The sequence below is a fragment of the Saccharothrix luteola genome (assembly GCF_020859565.1).
In the GTDB taxonomy this organism is placed as follows: Bacteria; Actinomycetota; Actinomycetes; order Mycobacteriales; family Pseudonocardiaceae; genus Actinosynnema; species Actinosynnema luteola.
Map to the genome: position 1 here is coordinate 176,219 of NZ_JAJHUO010000013.1, position 20,610 is coordinate 196,828.

Annotated in this window: 18 protein-coding genes; 9 read left to right on the forward strand and 9 right to left on the reverse strand. The window is 74.2% G+C overall.

Going from position 1 to position 20,610, the window contains the following annotated elements; all coding sequences use genetic code 11:
- The first annotated feature begins 69 nt into the window (after positions 1-69).
- Both LNK82_RS19750 and LNK82_RS19755 read left to right on the forward strand, forming a co-directional pair.
- Positions 70-285, forward strand: a complete 216-nt coding sequence (locus LNK82_RS19750) for a hypothetical protein (protein ID WP_230568487.1) — start codon at positions 70-72, stop codon at positions 283-285.
- 95 nt (positions 286-380) lie between these two features.
- Positions 381-917, forward strand: a complete 537-nt coding sequence (locus LNK82_RS19755) for an EF-hand domain-containing protein (RefSeq protein ID WP_230568488.1) — start codon at positions 381-383, stop codon at positions 915-917.
- Between the two features lie 56 nt (positions 918-973).
- Here the strand turns inward: LNK82_RS19755 and LNK82_RS19760 are convergent, their stop codons facing one another.
- The 7 genes from LNK82_RS19760 to LNK82_RS19790 form a co-directional block, all read right to left on the reverse strand.
- On the reverse strand, positions 974-1,159 hold the full coding sequence (locus LNK82_RS19760) for a DUF6917 domain-containing protein (protein WP_230568489.1): 186 nt from the start codon (positions 1,157-1,159) through the stop codon (positions 974-976).
- A complete protein-coding gene (locus tag LNK82_RS19765; protein WP_230568490.1) occupies positions 1,156-1,293 on the reverse strand; it encodes a DUF6917 domain-containing protein in 138 nt (45 codons plus the stop codon). Before LNK82_RS19765 ends, LNK82_RS19760 begins: the two co-directional genes overlap by 4 nt.
- Positions 1,293-2,279 carry a Gfo/Idh/MocA family protein gene (locus LNK82_RS19770; protein WP_230568491.1) on the reverse strand — a complete coding sequence of 329 codons (987 nt, stop codon included), beginning with the start codon at positions 2,277-2,279 and terminating at the stop codon, positions 1,293-1,295. The genes LNK82_RS19765 and LNK82_RS19770 overlap by 1 nt, the downstream gene beginning before the upstream one ends.
- Positions 2,276-3,328 (reverse strand): Ldh family oxidoreductase, encoded by a 1,053-nt coding sequence (locus LNK82_RS19775; protein WP_230568492.1) that lies wholly within the window; start codon positions 3,326-3,328, stop codon positions 2,276-2,278. Before LNK82_RS19775 ends, LNK82_RS19770 begins: the two co-directional genes overlap by 4 nt.
- 135 nt (positions 3,329-3,463) lie before the next feature.
- Positions 3,464-4,702, reverse strand: coding sequence for a M20/M25/M40 family metallo-hydrolase (locus LNK82_RS19780; protein ID WP_230568493.1), 1,239 nt, complete (start codon positions 4,700-4,702; stop codon positions 3,464-3,466).
- Positions 4,703-4,733: 31 nt separating this feature from the next.
- Complete coding sequence (locus tag LNK82_RS19785) at positions 4,734-5,552, reverse strand: sugar phosphate isomerase/epimerase family protein (protein ID WP_230568494.1); 819 nt, start codon at positions 5,550-5,552, stop codon at positions 4,734-4,736.
- Positions 5,542-6,564, reverse strand: coding sequence for a Gfo/Idh/MocA family protein (locus tag LNK82_RS19790; RefSeq protein WP_230568495.1), 1,023 nt, complete (start codon positions 6,562-6,564; stop codon positions 5,542-5,544). The genes LNK82_RS19785 and LNK82_RS19790 overlap by 11 nt, the downstream gene beginning before the upstream one ends.
- A gap of 465 nt (positions 6,565-7,029) precedes the next feature.
- Here LNK82_RS19790 and LNK82_RS19795 point away from each other — a divergent pair, with 465 nt between their 5' ends.
- From LNK82_RS19795 to LNK82_RS19815, 5 genes are all read left to right on the forward strand, one after another.
- Positions 7,030-7,185, forward strand: a complete 156-nt coding sequence (locus tag LNK82_RS19795; protein ID WP_230568496.1) for a hypothetical protein — start codon at positions 7,030-7,032, stop codon at positions 7,183-7,185.
- Positions 7,186-7,395: 210 nt separating this feature from the next.
- Entirely contained in the window at positions 7,396-8,682 is a 1,287-nt protein-coding gene (locus tag LNK82_RS19800) for an AMP-binding protein (protein WP_230568497.1), read from the forward strand.
- Between the two features lie 34 nt (positions 8,683-8,716).
- A complete protein-coding gene (locus LNK82_RS19805; RefSeq protein WP_230568498.1) occupies positions 8,717-10,108 on the forward strand; it encodes a CoA transferase in 1,392 nt (463 codons plus the stop codon).
- A gap of 377 nt (positions 10,109-10,485) precedes the next feature.
- Positions 10,486-11,199 (forward strand): AMP-binding enzyme, encoded by a 714-nt coding sequence (locus LNK82_RS19810; RefSeq protein WP_230568499.1) that lies wholly within the window; start codon positions 10,486-10,488, stop codon positions 11,197-11,199.
- Positions 11,200-11,491: 292 nt separating this feature from the next.
- On the forward strand, positions 11,492-11,662 hold the full coding sequence (locus LNK82_RS19815) for a hypothetical protein (RefSeq protein WP_230568500.1): 171 nt from the start codon (positions 11,492-11,494) through the stop codon (positions 11,660-11,662).
- A gap of 22 nt (positions 11,663-11,684) precedes the next feature.
- Here LNK82_RS19815 and LNK82_RS19820 read toward each other — a convergent pair whose 3' ends face one another.
- Positions 11,685-13,559 (reverse strand): outer membrane protein assembly factor BamB family protein, encoded by a 1,875-nt coding sequence (locus LNK82_RS19820; protein ID WP_230568501.1) that lies wholly within the window; start codon positions 13,557-13,559, stop codon positions 11,685-11,687.
- Positions 13,560-13,775: 216 nt separating this feature from the next.
- Here LNK82_RS19820 and LNK82_RS47785 point away from each other — a divergent pair, with 216 nt between their 5' ends.
- Positions 13,776-14,999 (forward strand): FAD-binding protein, encoded by a 1,224-nt coding sequence (locus LNK82_RS47785; protein ID WP_230568502.1) that lies wholly within the window; start codon positions 13,776-13,778, stop codon positions 14,997-14,999.
- A gap of 7 nt (positions 15,000-15,006) precedes the next feature.
- On the opposite strand, the gene LNK82_RS19830 is transcribed toward LNK82_RS47785, so the two are convergent.
- Positions 15,007-16,809 carry a Crp/Fnr family transcriptional regulator gene (locus LNK82_RS19830; RefSeq protein WP_230568503.1) on the reverse strand — a complete coding sequence of 601 codons (1,803 nt, stop codon included), beginning with the start codon at positions 16,807-16,809 and terminating at the stop codon, positions 15,007-15,009.
- Positions 16,810-17,194: 385 nt separating this feature from the next.
- Between LNK82_RS19830 and LNK82_RS19835 the strand changes: the two genes are divergently transcribed.
- Positions 17,195-20,278, forward strand: coding sequence for an ATP-binding protein (locus LNK82_RS19835; protein ID WP_230568504.1), 3,084 nt, complete (start codon positions 17,195-17,197; stop codon positions 20,276-20,278).
- The last annotated feature ends 332 nt before the right edge of the window (positions 20,279-20,610 follow it).

The following is a 20,610-nucleotide window of genomic DNA, read 5'->3' on the forward strand; positions in this document are numbered from 1 at the left end:
CGGTCACTGCATCCCCGACGACCCCGCTACCTGCTGGACAAGGCCCGTCGTGAGGGCGCGCGGCTGGGCGTGGCGGAGGCGGCCCGGCGGGTCGACCCCGTCGCGGGGGAGGTGCCCGCGCTCGGGTCGTCCGCCGACGACCTGGAGTCAGCGCTGCGCGCGAGCGACGCGACCGTGCTGCTCGTCGCGCACAGCGGTTACAAACTCGGCCACCTGGCCAGGAACTCCCGGCGCTTGCTGGACGTCACGGGCAGCGTGCCCGGAGGGGAGGTCATGCGCCATTGACATCCCCCTGACGGGGGAGCAGGTCTGCGGACCGGCTCAGCACGTCCAGGTTCGCCGAGAACCACCTCATCATTCTTTAGGAGTGTCCGAAGGTCATGTCCACGACGGTCAAGGGCGATCGGCTCAAGAAGCGCTTCGAGAAGTGGGACGTCAACGGCAACGGCCGGATCGGGAAATCCGATTACGAGGCCGAGGCGCGTCGCATCATCGAGGCGTTCGGCGAGGACGCGTCGTCACCGCAGGCGCGAGCGCTCACCGACTCCTACATCTCCATGTACGAGTTCTTGGCGACCAAGGCCGGTGTGGGCGCGGACGGCTCGATGACGGAGGAGCAGTTCCTCAACGTGGTCGAGGCGCAGGTGTTCGCGGAGGGTGACGCCGGGTTCAACCGCGTGGTCCGGCCGACGGTCGCGGCCATGGTGGGCCTGTGCGACACCGACGGCGACGGCGAGGTGGGCCCGCCGGAGTTCCACAAGTGGCTGGAAGCGATCGGGGTGGACCCGTCGGCGGCGGTCGAGGCCTTCCGGACCATCGACTCCGACGGCAGCGGGACGTTGACCGTGGACGAGCTGGTCGCCGCGGTGCGCGCCTACCACTTCGGCACCCTGGACGTGCCGCTCCTCGGTCGCTGAGCCGACGAACACGACGGCGCCTCGGGACAGTCTCCCTGGGGCGCCGTCGGCGTCGGTCAGAACGCGGGGCTGAACAGGACGTCCACCTCGGGGCGCAGGCCGAGTTCCGGCCCGGTCTCGCCGTCGCACCACGCCTCGTCGCCGCGGTCGATCACGCCGGCGTTGGCGATCTCCACGAGTCCGAGGAACGCCACCCGGTCGATCCGCGCGCCCGCCGCCGTGTCGTCGTGGTCGGTGGTCACCAACTCGTGCACCTCGCCCGGCGCACGCAGCGGCTCGCGAACGGCTCCAGGCTCATCCCGCGGTCGTCGCGGCGGTGCGCCGGCACCTTGAAGACCCGGCTGCCGACCGCCCGCTTCTCGCCGTCCTCCAGCATCACGCACCCTCTCGTCGGTACACTTCGTCCACCAGGTCCAACGCGGCCAACCCGCCGTCGCGCCACGCCGACCGCGCCGCCACGGCCGACGCGAAGTCCCGCAGGACGGCCTCGTACTCGTGCCACAGCGAGCCCTCGAACTCGTCGTAGCCCTCGAGCACGTCCGCCCGCAGCACGGTCCCGTCGGCGAGCCGCGCGGTCACGTCCTTCGTCTCGCCGGCGTGCGACCAGCCCAACTCCACCACCGCCGGCGCGGAGCCGCGCACGTGCAGCACCGCCTGCCGGTCGACGCCCGCGACCCGCGTGACCAGCGCGGACTCCAGGGTCAGCTCGTCGAGGAACAGCCGTGCCAGGTCCAGCGCGTTCGGCCCGTTGTCGGCCACGCACCCGCCGCCGGACCGCGCCGGGTCGAGGTACCAGCGGTCGTCGGCGACGTGCTCCTCGATCCGCTCCAGGTAGCGCACGGTGAGCTGCTCGATCGGCGCGGCGCCCGCGAGCTTGTCCCGCAGCGCGAGCACGTTCGCGTTGTACCGGCGGTGGAAGGCGGTGAACAGCGCCACGTCCCGCGCCCGCGCCGCCTCGGCCACCGCCAACCCGTCACGCAGCGTCGTGGCCAGCGGTTTCTCCACGCACACCGGCAGGCCACACCCGATGGCGTCCGCCGTGACCGCGGCGTGCACGTCGTGGGGCGCGGTCACCACCACGGCGTCCAACCCGCCCGCGTCGAGCATCTCCCGGTGCGACCGGTAGGCGGGCACGTGATGGCCCGCCAACGCCCGCTCGTCGACATCGCACACGGCGGCCAGTTCGAAGCGCGGCGAGGACGCGATCGCGGCCAGGTAGAACCGCGAGATCACGCCCAACCCGACCACGCCCAGCCGGATCACCGGCGGCGCGCCCGCCCGTGAACCGCTCGATCCCGCCTCACCCCCGCGCGGTCCACTCGTCCGCGGTCGGCCCGACCCGCCCGCTTCCGACCCGGTCATCCGGCGGCCCGCAGGGCGGGCGCGATCGAGCGCAACTCCTCGTACAGCTCGTCCGGCACCGGGACGCCGTGCACCCGCCGCCACCGCGCGCGTTCGCCCTCGTGCCAGCCCGGGTAGCTCACCGGCTTGCGCGGGTCGACCGGCTTGGCGCCCGCCACCGCGCCGAACATCGCCGCCGCGTCCTCCCAGAACCCCGGCCGCAGCGCCGACGGCGCGAACACCAGCGCCGTCACCCCGATGTCGTCATCCCGCGACACCGACGACAACGGCCCGGTCGCCGCACCCGGCACCAGCGCCGCCAGCACCTCCACCAGCAGGCCCAGCCCGAAACCCTTGTACGCGCCCGTCTCCGGCGTCCCTCCCAGCCACAGCAGCCGCCCGTCACCCCGGTCGAACGCCGCCGGGTCGGTCACCGGCGTGCCGTCGTCGGCCGCCAACCACCCCGGCGGGATCGGCTCACCGGCCCGCGCCGCCGCCCGCACCCGGCTCGTCGGCACCACGGTCGTGGTCATGTCCAGCACGAACGGCGGCCGGTCGCCCGCCGGGCAGGCCAACGCCAGCGGGTTCGTGCCCAGCAACGGCTCCCGGCCGTCCGGCGCGGGCGCGATGCGCTGCCCGCCGCAGCTCGACGCGATCAGCCCGACCATCCCGTGCGCCGCCGCACGTGCCGCGTGGTACCCGGCGCAGCCGATGTGCGTCGCACCGCGCAACGTCACCATCCCGATCCCGTACCGCGCGGCCCGCGCCGAGGCCAGCTCCACCGCCTGGGACGCCGACCACAACCCGAGCGCCCGACGCGCGTCGGCCAGCACGGACGCCCCGAGATCGGCCACCACCGCCATGTCGGCCGCCGGCTCCGTCCGGCCGGAGTCGAACAGCGGCAGGTACAGCCGGGTCAGGTTCACCAGCCCGTGGGTGCTCAAGCCGGTCAGGTCGCCGTGGCACAGCGCCTCCGCCGCGACCGCCGCCCGGTCCGGCGGCACACCACGCGCCCGGAAGACACCGGTGACGGTGTCGAGCAGGGTCGGGTAGGGCACCAGGACGGTCATGTTCCTGCTTCCTGTTCCTTGATCGGAGTTGATCGGGTTCGCGTGGTCCCGCGCCGCCGGCGGTCGGTGCGGGACCACGTCAGGTCCTCGACCGGGCTGTGGTCGGACCGGACGAGTCGCGTCCCGGAACGGGCACTAGACCGCCCTTCCGTTCCGCGCGAACCCCACGACGATGTCGCGCACCACGTCGGCGAACCGGTCGAGGTCGGCGACGTCGGCGTGCTCGCCGCGCGCGTGGGCCTGGTTGCCCTCCAGCGAGCCGGGGCCGAGGACGGCGGTGTGCGCGCCCGGCACGTCGGCCAGCCAGATCGCGTCGCAGGTGAACGCGGGCTCGTGCGCGGGCCAGCGCGGCACGATGCCGTCCAGCAGCGGCACGTCCTGCGGCGGCAGGGCGGGCAGCCCGCGCTTGCGCCACACCAGTCGGGTGATCAGGGCCGCGTCGACGGCCGTGCGGTGGAACGGCGGCACGCCGCGGAAGCGGGCGGTGAACTCGGCCAGCCCTTCGCGCAACGCGGCGTCCAGCGCCACGGCCAGCACCCGCGCGGACGCCGTGCTGCCGTAGGAGAGGTTGAGCAGCAGCTCGCCGCCGCCGTACACGCGGTCGTGCATCCGGCCCGTGTGCAGCCCGGCCACGCACACCCGGCCGTCCGGCACGCGTCCGGCGAGCGCGCCCGCCAGGTGCTGGGCCAGGAACCCGAGCAGCACGGTCGCGTTGTGGCCGGCCTGCGGCTGGTCGTCGATCGCGTCCTCGCCGCGCACCTGCACGCACGCGGTCATCGCGGCCGTGGACCGGGGCAGGTAGCGCATCCCCGTCGGCTCGCAGAACACGTTCAGGCTGCCGTGGTACCCGGCTTCGACCAGCGGACGGGTGCCGAACACGCCCATCGCGCCGCCCTCCTCGCCGGACACCGCCTGGATCAGCACGCTCACGTCCCGCCCCACCGCCGGATCGGTCATCGCGGCGCGGACACCCGCCAGCAGCGCCACCGCGGGCCCCTTCGCGTCGATCGCGCCGCGGCCGTGGAACCGGATGCCGTCGAACCCGGCCGGCTCGAACGGCGCGACCGTGTCCAGGTGCACGTTGAACATCACCACCGGCTCGGCGTGGCCGACCCGCAGCACCAGGTTCGGCTGCCGGGCCAGGAAGTCCGGGTCCTCGGCGATCGCCTCCCGCACCACGGCTGGCACGTCGTGCCGCAGCACGTCGGCCTCCCGCGCGGGCCCCAGGTGCACGGTGCGCATCCCGAAGCACTCGGCCGCCTCGGAGTACGCGTGCACCGCGTCCCACAGGCACACCTCGTCGGTGGTCTCCAGCGGACCCGCGGTCGGCATCGCCAGCAGCCGCAGCAACAGGTCGCGGTCCTCGCCGATCACCGCACGGCTCCCCTCGCCGCCCAGGGTCCGATCACCGCACCAGCCCGGCCATCGCCCGACCGGCCGCCACGAACGCGGGCGCCGAGTCCGGTGCGCGCGCGCCCGACTCGTGCGGGCGCAGCGACACGTGCGGCTCCAACGACCACGCGCCTCGATAACCGCCGGCGCGCAACAACTCCACGCAGTCGGCCACCCGTGCGTCACCCGAACCGGGTAGCACGAACCGGTCACCCGACGCGTCCTTCACGTGCACGTGCTCGACGTGCGCGACCACCTCGCGCAACAGCGCGTACCCGTCGTAGCCGTGCGCGACGCCGTTGCCGGTGTCGAACAGCAGCCGCAACGCGGGGTTGTCCACCGCGTCGAGCAGGTCCAGCGCGCGCTCCGCGCTCGCGCCCGCCCACCCGGAGCAGTTCTCGTGCAGCAGCACGACCCCCGCCGCATCGGCGAGCTCGGCCAGCATCGACACCCGCGTGATCACCCGGTCGCGCCACCGCCGCTCGGACAGGCCCGCGTTCGGGTAGGACATGATCCGCACGTACCGGGTGCCCAGCGCGGCGCAGCGGCGCAGCAGCACGTCCAGCTCTGCCAGGTCGTCCTCGAACGGCGTGCTGATCGGCCGGGCCCACCCGCCGATCCGCGAGGCCAGGCACACCACCCGCACACCCCGCGCCGCCAGCTCCTTCGCCACCACCGCGAACTCGTCGTCGTCCAGGTCCGCCGCCGCCCGGCCGTCCACGGTGCGCAGCTCGAGGTGCGACCAGCCCAGCTCGGCGAGCACCGCCAACTGGCCCGCCAGGTCCGGCGCGGCCTCGTCCGCGATGCCCGCCAGCACCGGCTCAGCGGACATGCGCGGCCACCGGGCCCGGTGAGGCCTCGCCACGCGCCGCGGGTATCACCGGCTCGGCGCAGATGTTCTTGGCCACCGACAGCAGCTGCACCACGTCCGTGGCGAACGAGAACCCCCGCGCGTGCTGGTCGCCCGCCGCGTGGAACAGCCGGTAGGCGCGCAGCACCCACTCGGTGAGCGAGTCGTCGCGCAGCACCTCGTGCTCGCGCCGCCCGTTGAGCGTGACGGTGAGCTGCGCGTGGTCGTCGTCGTCGCTCACCGCGAAGTGGCCGACCGCGCTGCCCTTCTCGAACTCCACCGTGATCCGGCGCTCCCGCACCGGCGAGGTGAGGTCCGAGCCGATCTCCGTGCGCACGCCGCTGTTGTGCCGCAGCCCGATCCGGGCGCCACCCATTCGAGGCACGACCACGTCGCCCACGGTCAGGTCGTACCCGGCCGCGTGCGTGACCCGCGCGCTGCCCGCCAGCCGCAGCGCCAGGGCCACGCCGTGCGGCAGCTCCACGTCGAACGCGGTCAGGTGGCTCGGCCTGGTCAGCGACCGGCGGAAGCGCGGCTTGTTCTGCACGATCGAGATCGACTTCGGCTCGCCGAGCGTGCCGCCGCGCATCAGCTCCATCAGCCGCGCGGTGAGCGAGCTGGTCAGCCACGGCTCGACCACCGCGATCCGCAGGCCGTGCTTGCGGCGCAGCCGGATCACCCTGGCCAGGTCGTCGGTGTCGGCGGCCAGCGGCTTCTCCGCGATCACGTTGCGGAAACCGCGTTCGGCGAGCTCGGTCATCACCTCGGCGCGCACGGACGGCGGTGTGCACAGGTGTGCCACCGTGTCCCCGGGGTCGAGCAGGGTGGCGGCCTCGGCGAGGCTGCCCACCATCGCCAGGCCCGGTCGTTCCGCGGGCAGCCGCCGCGGGTCGCACGCCACGATGGGTCGGTCGTCGAACAGCTGTCGGACTGAGGTCCGCGCCCTGGCCAGCACCGGCAGGTGCAGTTCCGCACCGGCTCGGCCCAGTCCCACGACGAGTGTGCGCACTAGTGAGCCCCGTCTTGTCTCGTCCGGTCTCGAAGGCATCGGGAATGAGCGATGTCAGCTCTCAATTGATGGCCCCGACGTTGTCCCAATCGCGAAGGTGTGTCAACTCCACGAGGGTGAGTTGACCAGGAAGAGTGAACCGGCCGGTGGTCGGTCGCCGGCCCGGTGACCTGCCATACGCTCACCTCCGGAAGCGGTGACCGCGGAGGTGAGCGCGCTGACGGTGCCATTCTGCACGCAATCGGCGACATTTTCCGGATTGTGGCCGATAACGCGACGGCACATTGTGGAAGTCATCGACGACGGCAAGTGCTCGCACGGGCGGAAAGTGCAGGAATTGGAACGGACGCCGGCCGCCCACGCCGGGGCCGCGCACGTCGTCGGCTGCGGCGGCTGGGACACCTGGCCAGGAGGAGCGCGGCCGACACCGAACGCCCCGAGGCGTCCCGGGTGGGCGGGGCCACCGTCGCCGAGTTCTGCGCGCCCTACCACCGCGACGTGCTGGAGTACCTGTGCCAACCGGTGGTGTCGGGGTTCTTCGGGTGGCAGCCGGAACGCTCGGCCGCCGAGCCGAGCGCTTCGTGCCCGGCCTGCGTGCCGCCGTGACCGGATCGGTCGTGCACCGGTGCCGTCACGGCCTGCCCGAAGCCACACCGCACGCCCTGGCGCTGCGCGGCGAGTTCGTGTCCCGCCTCGGCGGGGTCGTGGACGACGCGGGCGACTGGGTGACCCTGACCCCGTGCAGCGAGCCGGCCGCCGTGCCGCCGCACGGGTCCACACCGCGTCCCCGCGGACCGGCACGAGGAGGCAACCCGCATGAAGCCGCACGACATGTCCGGCCACCTCACCGACGACGTGCTGGAGGTCCTGCTCAAACGGCTCGACCCGGCCGTGCTGGTGACCGACCGCGTGCCGCCCGTCGGACTGGCGCGGCGGGTGCTGTCGCTGGGCCCGCCCGTGCCGGGCGCGTTGACGTTGGACGACGTGCGCGGCGCGCGGGTGCCCGCGCCCCGGCGCAGGCACGACGACGCCCCGCTGGTCGTCACCCACACCTCGGGCACGACCGGTGTGCCCAAGCTCGCCGTGCACACCACCCGCACGATCATCCACCGGCTGGCCCGGTTCGAGGCGGTGCGCCGGCCCGTGATCGGCGTGCGCCGAGACGACGTGGTCGCCAACGCCAGTTCCTACGCGCACGGCCGCACGTTCTGCTGGACGGCGAGCGTGTTCTGCCTCGCGCCGCGCAAGGTCGTGGTGCTCAGCGACCCCGAGTCGGCCGCACCGGTGCTGGCCCGGCACCGACCGACGACGGTGGAGGCGCTGCCGTCGGCCTACGTGCGGTGGCAGCCGCCGGCGGCGCGGCCGGACAACCCGTTCCGCGAGGTGCGGCTGTTCGTCAGCACCTACGACGCCATGCACCCGCCGGCGATCCGGGCGATGCTGCACGCCTCCCGGCGCAGGCGTCCACTGTGGATGCAGGGCTGGGGCCAGACCGAGACGGGCCCGCTGACGTTCCGCTTCCTCACCCGCCGCGCCCTCGACCGGTCGCCGGACGCCCGCGACCTCGGACGTCCGGTGCCCGGCCGGACCCGGCTGCGCGTGGTGGACCCGGTGACGCTCACCCCCGTGCCGCGCGGGCACAGCGGCCTGGTGCCGGCCCGCACGGCGGCCCGGTGCGCCGGGTACGTCGGCGAGCAGGACCGGTGGCACGCCAAGAACATCGGGGCGTGGTGGAACACCGGCGACCTCGGCGTGCTGACCCGCGGCGGCGCGGTGCGGCTGCTGGACCGCGAGGTGGACGCCGTACCGGGACTGAGCTGCCTGCGGGTGGAGGACCTGGTCGAGGACCGGCTGCCCGAGGTGGTCGAGTGCGTGGTGCTCGGCACGCCGGGCAGGCCGCCGATCCCCGTGCTGGTGACGTCCGGCCCGCTGGACCCGGTGGCGTGGCGGAACGCGGTGGCCGACCTGCCGCCGATGGCCGATCCGCACGTGCTGGCCTGGGACGACGTGCCGCGCACCGGCACCGGCAAGGTGCGAAGGCTCGACCTGCTCACCCGGCTGGCCGGCACCGCCGAGACCCACGGCAGCGGGCGGTGGACGTGACGACTTCCGCGTTCGACCACGGGCGGTGGTCGGCATGACCTCGACGTTGACGGCGACGCCGTGGTCCGGGCCGGTCGACCTGCCGCTGGGCGGCGAGCTGGACGTGCAGGCGGCGTGCGGGATCATGCACGTGCACGGCAGGCGGTTCGGGCGGCCGACGGCGCTCGGCCTGGACTACGCCTCGATCCTGGCCGCCGAACTCGACGCGATCGGGGTGTCGGCGCTGGACGTGGCGCTGTTGCGCGGTGTCCCGCTGGAGGCGGTGTCCACGTCGGTCGCGCAGGCGGCGCTGCTGGCCGTGTCGCAGTACCTGGCGGCGGCCACCGCGGACGAGCCTGGCCCGGTGCCGGCGGGGGTCGGCGGGCCGCCGTTCCTGTCCTCCGACGGGGTGGCGTTCGAGGTCGAGGCGTCGGACGCCGAGGTGTGGCGGCGGTTCTGGGCCGCGTTGGACGCGGACCCCGGTGTGGTGGCGTCGGCGTGGCGGCCCTTCCAGCACCGGTTCGCCACGGCGACGTGCCCGTTGCCGCCGGAGCTGACCGGGCTGACCGCGCGGCTGCCGCTCGTGCGGCTGGAACGGGTCGCCGTGTCGACCGGGATGACGTTGGTGCGGGTCGCGCACCGGGCGGTCGACGACGTGCCGCCGTACGTCGTGCGGCCGTTGGGCCCGGGCGCGGGGCCGGTCGGGTCGCCGCGGCCGGGCGCGCTGCCGTTGACGGGGGTGGTGGTGCTGGAGTCGTGCCGCCGGGTGCAGGGGCCGATGGCCGGGCACCTGCTGTGGCAGCTGGGCGCGTCCGTGGTGCGGGTCGAACCGCCGGGCGGCGACCTGCTGCGAGGCGTGCCGCCGATGGCCGGTGCCGTGTCCGCCCGGTTCCACGCGCTGAACCGCGGTAAACGGGTCGTGACCGTGGACCTCGCGACCGTGGCCGGGCGGCGTGAGCTGCTGGAGCTGGCGTCCGGCGCGGACGTGTTCCTGCACGACTGGGGGCCGGGGAAGGCCGCCGCGTGGTCGTTGCGGGCCCGTGACGTCGCCAGGGTGCGGCCCGGGATCGTGTACGCGCACGCGTCCGGCTGGGGTGACGCCCTGGGCCCGCGACCGCCGTTGGGCACGGACTTCGTGGTGCAGGCGCACGCCGGGGTGCCGCCGTCGTTGATGACGATCGTGGACGTGTTCGGCGGCGTGGTGTGTGCCCGCGGTGTCGTGGACGCCCTCGCGGTGCGGATCCGGTCGGGGACGGGGCAGTCGGTGGCGTCGTCGTTGCTGTCGGCGGCTTCGCGGCTGAACGCGCGGGCGACGCGGCGGTGCACGGCGCCGTTGAGCGTGCCGGTGTGCACGGACCTGGCTTCGCTGGCGCGGGATCAGCGGTTCGCGCGGGCGTTGGTGTCGGACGGGTGCGTGGTGCCGAGGTCGGCTTGGGAGTTCGGATGACGTGGACCTCGTCGACCGGGGTGGTGTTGCGGGATTTGATGCCCGCCGCGCTGCGCCGGTCCTGGGTGGGACTACGGGTGGTTGGACCGGGCGGTGAGGTGGCAGGCGAGGTTACTCCGTGGTTATGGCCCGTCCGACATCATCGGTGTCGAGGTGCCGAACGGGAGAGGGGGTGGTGGCGGAACTGGCGGCGGTCGGCGGTGTGGCGGTGCACCTGCCCGACGGCGGTCCGCCGGTGGCGATCGACCCGGAGGCTCCGCCGCAGATCCTGGTGTCGTCGGGCACGGAGTCCGCGCCGAAGCTGGTCGCCTACTCGCACAACCGCGTTCGGAGGTGGTCGGGGCAACCATGTGCGGGCGGTGCACGGTGCCACGGCGGTGCCGCGCGACTTGGTGCTGGTGCCGTTGGCGTCGGCGTTCGGGTCGTTCGGCGCGGCGATCACGCTGTGCGGGTGGGGCGGGACGGTGCTGCTGATGCGGCGGAGCACCGGCCGACGCACGTGTTCGGTGCGCCCACGATGCTGCGGCGGATGGCGGGGCTGCGTCCACTGTGGACACCTCGTGGTGGACGGCGATATCTGCGCGCTGGGGCCGATGACGCCGCTGTGCTACGTCGACGCACCCGAGCTGGACCGGCGGCACCGCCTGCCGGGCGGTTGGGTCCGGACCGGCGACGAGGGCTTCTTCGACGCCGACGGCACGCTGCACGTGGTGCGCCGGCTGAAGCGGGTGATGATCCGCGGCGGGTACACCATCAGTCCGGCCGAGGTGGAACGTGCGCTGGACGGGCACCCCGAGGTGGCGTGCGTGCCCGTGCCGGACCCCGACCTGGGTGAGCGGCTGTGCGTGTGCGTGGCCGCGCGCCCCGGCCGACCCGCGCCGTCGCTCGGGCAGCTGACCGCGTTCCTGCTCGAACGCGGCCTCAGCCGCCGCAAGCTACCCGAACGCGTGGTGGTGCTGCCGGAACTGCCGCTGGGCCGGACGGGGGAAGGTCTGCCTGGCCACGGTCACCCGGCTGGCCGTCGAAGGACTGGGTGTCGAACGGCAGCGTGTCGGCCGGCAGGGGTCGACGCGCTGGGCCTTCAGGGTTGACGTGGCCTGGGGTCGGCTGGCACGCGGTAGGGATGGTGGATTCTCTGGAGAGGCGGTGGTGGGACTCGATCCGTTCGCCGGCCGGGTTTCGCGGCGTTGGGGGAGTTGGCCAGGGCCGTGGACGACGTGGACCTGCCGGTCGGGTTCGTCGAACTGCTGCGGTTGCGGTGCTCGCAGCTCAACGGGCGCACCTACTGCATCCGGTTGCACGGCGACGCGGCCGTGGCGGTGGGGAGACGCGTGACGTCTCCTCCTGGCGGACCGACCGGCGTTCACGGAGCCGGAACGGGCTGTGGGGGCGTTGGCCGGGGTGGTGACCCTGGTGCACGACGGGCGCGTGCCGGACAGCGTCCTCGACGCGGCGATCCACGCGGTGGGGGAGGTGCGGACGCAGCAGGTCGTGTGGGCGGTGACCGTGGTCAACGCCTACGACCGGCTGGCGATCAGCCCGCGGCTCACGTGAGGGTGGCCGGCCCGCCAGGCCATCAGCCCGTCAGCCCGACCACCGCGGCGGGCGTGCCGCCGAACGTCGTGCGGGTGACCACGATCGCGCCGGGCACGGAGACGAGCCGGACGTCGCGGCGGCCACGCGAGCCGGAGCCGTCGAGCCGGACCGGGGTGGCCGTGGGCGGCGAGCCGTCCAGCGGCTGCGTCACCACGGTCAGCTCGCGGCCGTTGTCCTCGCACGCGCGCAGGTAGGTGGTGCGCGTGGTGAGGTCGACCGTGCGCCGGGGGCAGGCCTCGATCGACAGCGGCGTGGTCGCGCCGGTGGTCGGGTCGAGCGCGAGGAGGCCGGTGACCTGGCCGGCTTCCGCCCGCTCCACCAACGGTGCGAGGCCGACGTCGGCGCGCACGGTCCACGGTTCTTCCGGCCGGGTCAGCACCCGTCCGGTCTCGGTGTCCAGCAGCCCGTTCGGCACCGCGTCCGGCGTGGCCGCCGCGCCGAAGGTCTGGAAGAGGACGACGGCACCGTCCGGCGTGGCGCGCAGCCGGACGTCCTGCCGCTCGCCGTTCGCCTCACCGCGCCGGACCTCGTGCCGCCACCGCTCCCGACCGGTCACCTCGTCGAGGGCGGTGACACCCAACGTGTCCGCGCACTCCACGGGCACCAGGACGGTCGTGCGGCCCCAGGCCACCTGACCGAACCACGACGAGCAACCGGCGGGCGGCGACCAGTGCCACCGCGCCCCGCCGTCGCCGATGTCGTAGCCGGTGATGACCTCGTGGTCGCGCACCGTCAGCATCCGCGTGCCGGGCATCAACTGGTCGGTCTCCACGAGCACGGACCGGACCACCATCTCGAACCGGGGCGTGCCGGTGTCCGCGTCCAGCACCACCACCGACTGCGCCCTGGTGTCGTGCACCGACCGGAAGGACACCACGACGGTCCGCCGGTCCATCGACGCCACCAGCGAGCCGACCGGCGCGCCTGGCCGCGCGTACCGCCAGTCGACCCGTCCGTCGCTCCCGTTCAACGCCACCACAGCCCCGTCCCGGGTGGCCACGGCGACCCCGTGCAGGACCGGCACGACCTCCACCACGTCGGTGGGCGGCTGCCAAGCCCACTGCCGCGCACCGGGCCGCTCCACCAAAGGCTCCGGCGGGAAGTTGCGAGCATCCCGCGTCTCGGACCGGACGATCACCGCCTGAGCCCCGGCCGGCGCCAAGAATGCCGCGACCACAACCAACACCGCCGCGAGAACGCCAACGGGCCGCACCCGCCACCCACCGGACCGGGCCCGCCTCGTCGACCAACCACCGGCCGCCTGCCCACCGGACCGCACCTGACCCGTCGACGAACCACCGACCACCGCCTGCCCACCGGATCGGGCCTGCCGCGTCACCTCATCGCCGGACGCCTCCGCACCCCCGGCCGAGTGCGCCTGCGGTTCGGGCTCGCCTCCGGCCGCCGCCCCAGGTGGGTCCTCTGCCGCAACCCCGACCGGCGCTTGCTGTTCCGCCGAACTCCGGATCGACGGGTCAGGACCTTTCCCCGAGCCGGCCGCCGCCGGTCGTTCCACCGAGCCACCGACCGCCTGCGAGCGCCGTCCCGCCAACCCGACCGCGCCGACCGCCACCGCGAGCGAACCCACCGCCAGCACCGGCAAGTCGTCGCCGGTCAAGCCGATCAGCAGGTCCGCCACCAGGAGCCACCACACCACGCCGGCCACCCCGACACCCGCCACCGCCGCGAACACCCGGGCCGGGCGTCCGCCGCCCACCGCCAGCGCGGCCACGAGCACGACACCCACCGCCAACCCGATCACCGTCACGTCCGCCTCCGGCCGGGGCACCCCACCCGACCGGAACGGCGCCCACGCGGCGCACAACGCACCCGCGACCGTCATGTAGCGCAGCATCTCGGCACCTCCCCGCGTGGGACGGCGAGCACGGGGCATCCGTTCCACCCGGTCCGCGTGCCGATCGCCTCGAGCGAGGTGAAATCTCGGTGACGGGCCGGTGTCCTCCCGGACGCGTCGGCCGGCGGCACGGCCGTGGACCCCCGAGGCGCGGCAGGCCGTCGAGGAAACCGCAGGTGGGCCGCCCGCCACCGGCCATGGGGCAGAATCTGCCCGGTGAGCACCAACTGGGCAGGCAACTTCACCTTCTCCGCCGCGCGCACCGCGCACCCCACGTCCGTCGAGGAACTCCAGGACGTGGTCAGGACCGCCGGGGCGGCACGCGTGGTCGGCGCGGGGCACTCGTTCAGCACGATCGCCGACACCGACGGCACGCTGATCAGCCTCGACCGGATGCCCGAGGTGTTCGAGGTCCGCGCCACGTCGGTGCGGGTGGCCGCCGGCACGCGGTTGGCGCGGCTCGCCGAACGGCTGCACGCCGCCGGCCTCGCGCTGCCCGCCATGCCGTCGTTGCCGCACATCACGATCATCGGCGCGTGCGCCACCGCCACCCACGGCTCCGGCAACGACATCCCGTCGCTCGCGAGCCTGGTCCGCTCGCTCGACCTCGTCGCGGCCGACGGCACCATCCGCACCCTGACCAGGGGAGACGCCGGTTTCGACGGCGCCGTGGTGGCGTTCGGCTCGCTCGGCGTGGTGGTGGCCGTCGAGCTGGACGTCGTGCCGACCTTCGACGTGGAGCAGCGGGTCTACCAGGACATGCCGTTCGACGCCCTGGTCGAGAACGTGGACGCCGTGTTCGGCAGCGCCTACAGCGTCAGCGCCTTCACCACCTGGCAGGGTGTGGCCCACGTGTTCGCCAAGCACCGCACGACCGACACCAGGCACGACCTGACCTGGACGGGCGCGACGCCCGCCACCGCGCCGGTGCACCCGGTGCCCGGCCAGCCCGCCCTGCACTGCACGACCCAGCTCGGCGTGCCGGGCCCCTGGCACGAACGGCTGCCGCACTTCCGCGCCGACTTCACCCCGAGCGTCGGCCGCGAGCTGCAGTCGGAGTACTTCGTGGCCCGCGAGCACGCGGCCGACGCGCTGCGGGCGCTCAACGACCTGTCCGCCGAGATCGCGCCCGTGCTGCTGACCTCCGAGGTCCGCACGATCGCCGCCGACACCCAGTGGCTCAGCCCGGTGCACGGCCGGCCGAGCGTGGCGTTCCACTTCACCTGGCACCCGGACGACGCGGCCGTGCGCGCCGTGCTCCGCAAGGTCGAGGCGGCGCTGAGCCCGTGGCGACCCCGCCCGCACTGGGGCAAGTTGTTCGAGCTGGCCGACCCCGGCGAGCGTTACCCGGAGTGGGCGCGCTTCGCCGCTCTGCGCGACGAGCTCGACCCCACCCGCACCTTCCGCAACCCCTTGATCGACGGCTGGTTCACCGCCTGAGCGCCGCTCACAACCGCGCGAATCGCCGCAGCCCCTCCAGATCGGGCACGACCACGTCGCGCCGCAGGTGGCTGACCACCACACCGGCCTTGCGCAGGTCGGCGAACGCCTTCTCGGCCGTGCGCGGCTTCATCCCGGCGATGGAGGCCAACTCCACCTTGGTCAACGGGATGCCGAGCACCCACCCGCCGACCTCCTGGCGGCCGTGCGCGCCGACCAGCTCGGCCAGCACACGGGCCACCCGCTCGGCGGCGGTGTGCGACAGGAAGTCGCGCCGCCGCCGGTTGGCCCACCGCAGCTGGTCGTCGATGACGCCGATCAGCTCGACGAACCCGTCGTTGCGGCGGTGCAGGAACCCGTGCAGCTCGGCGCTCGTGATCAGCTTCGCCGACACGTCACCGCACGTCACGACGGTCGCCGACCGCGGCTTGTGGTCCAGTGCGGCCAGCTCGCCCACCAGGTCGCCCGCGACCCGCACGGTGAGCACCGCGGTGTCCCCGCTCGCGTCGTTGACCAGCACCTTCACCACGCCTTCGAGCAGCAGGAACACGTGCGTGTCGGTGGCGTCCTGGACGATGAGCTCCCGGTCGGCGGCGTAGCGGACCGTGGTGCCGAGCGACATCAGCTCCTGGCGGCTGCTCTCCCGCAGCCGCGCCAGCAACGTGCCCGGCGGCCACTCCGGCATCGCCACGTGCTGCCGCGCCGCGGGCGTGCTCGGCTTCGCCGTGGCCAGCGATCGGCCCGCGTCCGCGAACGACGCGTAACCCCGCTCGAACGACGGATCGGGCCCCACCCCGGACAGCAACGCCTCGCACGCCCGCCGCTGCTCGTCCAGCGCCCGCACGGCCGGGTGGTCCGCGCCCAGCGCCGACACCGCCCGCATCGACGCGTCGCGCACCACGTCCAGCAGCCGTTGCGCCTGGCCGCGGGTGCCGTCGAGGTGGGCGAGCTCCAGCTCGGCCGACGCCAGGTTCGACGTAGCGATCACCGCGTGCGGGTGGTCGGCGCCGAGCCGGGTGGCGGTGCGGTCCGCGGCCGAACGCAGGCTGGGCAGGGCGAGCCGGGCCCGTTCGGCGGACCGGCGCACCCTGGCCAGCTCGAACTCCGCCGACGCCAGGTTCGCCTGCGCGACCAACGCCCGCGGGTGGTGCGCGCCCAGCGCGTTCAGCGCCCGGTCGGTGGCGTCACGCAGGTCCGTCAGCGACTCGGCGACCTCCTCGGCGTCACCGTGGTCGCGGGCGATCCGGAACCGCGCGCACATCAGGTTCAGCCGCAGCACGCACGTCTGCGGGTGGTTCGACCCGAGCACCGCCGCGTTGCGCTGTAACGCCAGCTCCAGCGCGCCCGTCTCGCTCGGTTTCGCCATTTCCACGGCCACCGCCACCGACCCGACCGCGACCGGGTCGGCCACCGGCAGCGGGTCGAGGAAGTCGCCGACCACCTGGCGCAACGGCGCGCCGCGGCCGAACGCCGTGGTCGGGGGCCTGCGGCGCACCTGGCGCGGCGCCGTCGTCCCCGGATCCCGCCGACCCCTGGCCACGGACGCCAACGCCTGCAGGTCGCGCACCCGTGACGCCTCCGGCCCGGTCGGGTCGACCAGCGCCAGCATGGCGATCAACAACGCGTCCGCGGCGTCGGCGGAGCCGATCCGGGTCAGCGCGGCGGCGCAGCGCAGCAGGCGGTCCACGTCGCGGCGCGCGCTGAGCGCGTCCAGCGACCGCGCGAGGTCCACCGCGAGGCGGCGGGCCGCCTGCCGGTCCGGCGCGGACCGGGCCAGTACTGCTTCGAGTTCGACCATTCGGCTGTTCATCCGGCACCCCAGGTGGTTGCTCGGTCCGCGACGGCGCGGTTCCTGCGTTCGGACGCCGTGTTCCGGCGTTCGGGCGCGGGGACTCGTGCCGCCGGAGTGGAATCCTCGTCCATAGCGGCGATATCGGTTGCTCCGGGCATTCGTTAGCGCATCCCTGACATTGTTACGGTACGAATGGTCGGATGTCCGAGTGTTATCCGCACTATTGCGGAGAACCGTGCAAGTTTTTTGTCGTAGTGAACCCCCTGTGACCGGTCTTGGCGAGATCGACCTTCCGCACGGGAGCACTCCTCGGATTTCCGGCCGTGCCGACACGCGACCAGCGCCGGTGGAACGGCCGGTGGGGCGCGCCGCCGTCCACCGGCCGCCGTGGCACAGTGATCGCATGCGGGTGGGGGTGTTGGGGCCGCTGGAGGTCACGGTGGACGGCACGGCGATCGAGGTCGGCGGCGCCAGGGTGCGCGCGCTGCTGGTCCGGCTGGCGGTCGCCGCCGGCCGCGTCGTCACCACCGAGGAACTGGCCGACGCGCTGTGGCCGGACGACCGGCCGTCCGACGAGGTGGCCGCGGTCCGGTCGCTGGTGTCCCGGCTGCGCCGCGCCCTGCCCGCCGACGTGCTGCGGTCCGCGCACGGCGGCTACCGGCTCGACCTGCCCGCCGACGCGGTCGACGCGCTCCGGTTCGACCGGCTCGCCCGCGAGGCCAGGGCCGCGCTGACCGCGGGCGACCCGGCCACCGCGCGACGGCTGGCGGCGGACGCGGCGGCGCTGTGGCGCGGACCGGCGTTGGCCGACGCGGCGGGCGCGCCGTTCGCGGTCGGCTACGTCGCGGGCCTCGACGAGACGCGGCTGGCGGTCGTGGAGGACGGCGCCGCGGCCGACCTGGCGTGCGGCCGGGCCGAGCACCTGGTCGCCGACCTCACCGACCTCGCCGCCCGTCACCCGCTGCGCGAACGGCTGCAAGCCCTGCTGCTGCGCGCCCTCGTCGCCACCGGCCGCCCGGCCGAGGCCCTGGTCGCCTACGAGGAGGTCCGCCGCCGGATCGCCGACGAACTGGGCACCGACCCCGGCCCCGAACTGCGCGAGACGCACCGGGAGATCCTCCGCGCCGAACCCGCCGACCAGCCGCGCCCCGGCAACCTGCGGCTGCCGCTGACCAGCCTGGTCGGCCGGTCCGCCGACGTCGAACGGGTCGTCGGGCAGCTCGCGGGCCACCGGCTGGTCACCCTCGTCGGACCGGGCGGCGCGGGCAAGACCCGCCTCGCCACCACGGTCGCGGCCCGGCTGCCCGGTGGCGCGTGGCTGGTCGAGCTGGCGTCGGTGACCGACCCGGACGACGTCGCGCCCGCCGTGCTCGGCGCGCTCGGCCTGCGCGACCAGCGCGCCGTCGACCGCCCCGTGGCGCCGGTCGACACGATGACCCGCCTGGTGGACGTGCTCTCGCGCACCGAGGCCGTGATCGTGCTGGACAACTGCGAGCACCTGGTCGACGCGGCGGCCCGGTTCACCGACGAGCTGCTCGGCCGCTGCCCGCGGCTGCGCGTGCTGGCCACCAGCCGTGAACCGCTCGGCGTGTACGGGGAGGTGGTCAGCCCGGTGCCGCCGCTGGACGGCGACGCGGCCGTGCGGCTGCTCGCCGAACGCGCGGCGGCGGTGCGGCCCGGCTTCGCCGTGACGCCGGACAACGCCGAGACCGTCGCGGAGGTGTGCCGGCGGCTGGACGGCCTCCCGCTGGCGATCGAACTGGCCGCCGCCCGGCTGCGGTCGTTGTCGATCGAGCAGCTCGCCGCCCGCCTCGACGACCGGTTCCGCCTGCTCACGGGCGGCAGCCGCACCGCCATGCCCCGCCACCAGACGCTGCGCGCGGTGGTGGCGTGGAGCTGGGACCTGCTGTCGGAGCCGGAACGGGACTTCGCCGAGCGGCTGGCCGTGTTCCCGGCCGGCCTCGACCTGGAGGCCGCCGAACGGCTCGCCGGCGCCGACGCGTTCGACCTGCTCGCCGCCCTGGTCGACAAGTCGCTGGTGCAGGTCGTCGACGGCGCCCGCTACCGGATGCTGGAGACGATCCGCGAGTACTGCCTGGAACGGCTGGCCGAGGGCGGCCGGGTCGCCGCGGCGCGGGCCGAGCACGCCGAGTACTTCCGCGACCTGGCCGAGACCGCCGAACCGCACCTGCGCGGCAAGGAGCAGCTGACCTGGATCGCCCGGCTGGAAGCCGAGCGGGACAACCTGATCGCCGCGCTGCACTTCGCCGCCGACAACGGTGACGCGGACACCGCCGTGCGGCTGGCCGCCGCGATGGGCATGTTGTGGACCATGCGCGGCAACCGGGCCGAGTCGGTGCCGTGGCTGCGCCTCGCGCTGTCCGTGCCGGGGGACGCGCCCGCCACGGCACGGCAGGTCGCCTCCGCGTTCCTGCTGGTCAACAACGCGGTCACGGGCGGCTTCACGGACCTCGACCACCACATCGCCCGGCTCGCCGAGCTGGTCGCCGAGTCCACCGGCGACGACCACCCGGTGCTCGTGCTGCTGGAGCCGATGCTGGGGCTGTTCCTCGACGACGCGGAACGGGCGTTGGCGGCGGTCGACCGGCGGCTGGACGTGCCGGACCCGTGGGCGCGGGCCGTGCTGTGGATGGTGCGCAGCGCGGTGCGGGAGAACGAGGGCGACCTGCGCGGCGCGCGGGAGGACGTCACCACCGCGATCACCGGGCTGCGCGAGGTGGGCGACCGGTTCGCGCTGGCGCAGGCGTTGACCGGCGCGGCCGAGGCGCACCTGGGCTTCGGCGAACCCGAGGAGGCGATCGCGGCACTGGAGGAGTCGATCCGCCTGCTCGCCGAACTGGACGCCGACGACGACGCGGCGCACGAACGGATCCTGCTGGCCACCGCGCACGTGCAGCTGGGCGACGTGGCGCGGGCCCGTGCGGACTGCCTGGCGTTGACCAAGCCGACGTCGCAGCCGTGGTCGGCGCGCGGTGTCGCGTTCGCCTGGCTCGTGCTCGGCGACCTGGCCCGGTACGAGGGCGACCTGGCGGACGCGGAACGGCAGTACGAGGCGGCCCGGGAGTCGCTCAGGGGCGAGCCGTTGGTGATCCCGCAGTTCCACGCGCGGATCCTGACATCCCGCGCGCACCTCGCCGTGGAGCGTGGTGACCGCGAGGCGGCCGCGGAGGCGGTCCGCGCGGCCTTCGAGAAGGCGATGTCCGCCAAGGACATGCCGGTCCTGGCCAGGGTCGCGGTCGCCGAGGCGGCCGTGCACGCCTACTTCGGCAACCCGACCGACGCGGCCAAGGCGCTGGGCGCGGCCGAGCACCTGCGCGGCGCGCCCGACGCCCGCAACCCCGAGGTGGCCCGCCTCGCCGCCCGCCTGCGCGCCGACATCGGCGACGCCGCCTACGACCTCGCCCACGCCACCGGCGTGGCCCTCGACCGCGCCGACGCCATCGCCCTGATCCACCCCGACACCTGAACCACCTCACGACCACCACCGCGCGCGAGAGTCCTGGAGCGCCATCCGGAGTGGGGTCGTCGTACACGTCCATGACCGCGTCGGGGTCACGACGAGGAAGCGGTGAGGTAGCTGAATGAATGCTCCCACCAAGCGGAGCAAGGCTGAATATCAGGTCGGTGCGAATAGCCGCAGATAAGCGGAAGGAGAAGCAGCGGACCACCCATATAGGGCCGGTGCTCCGCCATATGCGGCGTGTCCGCCGAGGTCATGTGGTCCGGATGCAGAACGCGCCGCGCGGGGCGGGTGCGGGTGGCCGAAGCAAGTCCAACTCGTCCTCGGTGAGGTAGAGC

Excerpts from the sequence above, each read along its gene's own strand:
- LNK82_RS19755 (WP_230568488.1), top strand. The coding sequence starts at position 381 with ATGTCCACGACGGTCAAGGGCGATCGGCTCAAGAAGCGCTTCGAGAAG.
- LNK82_RS19765 (WP_230568490.1), bottom strand. The coding sequence starts at position 1,293 with ATGCTGGAGGACGGCGAGAAGCGGGCGGTCGGCAGCCGGGTCTTCAAG.
- LNK82_RS19770 (WP_230568491.1), bottom strand. The coding sequence starts at position 2,279 with ATGACCGGGTCGGAAGCGGGCGGGTCGGGCCGACCGCGGACGAGTGGA.
- LNK82_RS19775 (WP_230568492.1), bottom strand. The coding sequence starts at position 3,328 with ATGACCGTCCTGGTGCCCTACCCGACCCTGCTCGACACCGTCACCGGT.
- LNK82_RS19785 (WP_230568494.1), bottom strand. The coding sequence starts at position 5,552 with ATGTCCGCTGAGCCGGTGCTGGCGGGCATCGCGGACGAGGCCGCGCCG.
- LNK82_RS19800 (WP_230568497.1), top strand. The coding sequence starts at position 7,396 with ATGAAGCCGCACGACATGTCCGGCCACCTCACCGACGACGTGCTGGAG.
- LNK82_RS19805 (WP_230568498.1), top strand. The coding sequence starts at position 8,717 with ATGACCTCGACGTTGACGGCGACGCCGTGGTCCGGGCCGGTCGACCTG.
- LNK82_RS19820 (WP_230568501.1), bottom strand. The coding sequence starts at position 13,559 with ATGCTGCGCTACATGACGGTCGCGGGTGCGTTGTGCGCCGCGTGGGCG.
- LNK82_RS19830 (WP_230568503.1), bottom strand. The coding sequence starts at position 16,809 with ATGAACAGCCGAATGGTCGAACTCGAAGCAGTACTGGCCCGGTCCGCG.
- LNK82_RS19835 (WP_230568504.1), top strand. The coding sequence starts at position 17,195 with ATGCGGGTGGGGGTGTTGGGGCCGCTGGAGGTCACGGTGGACGGCACG.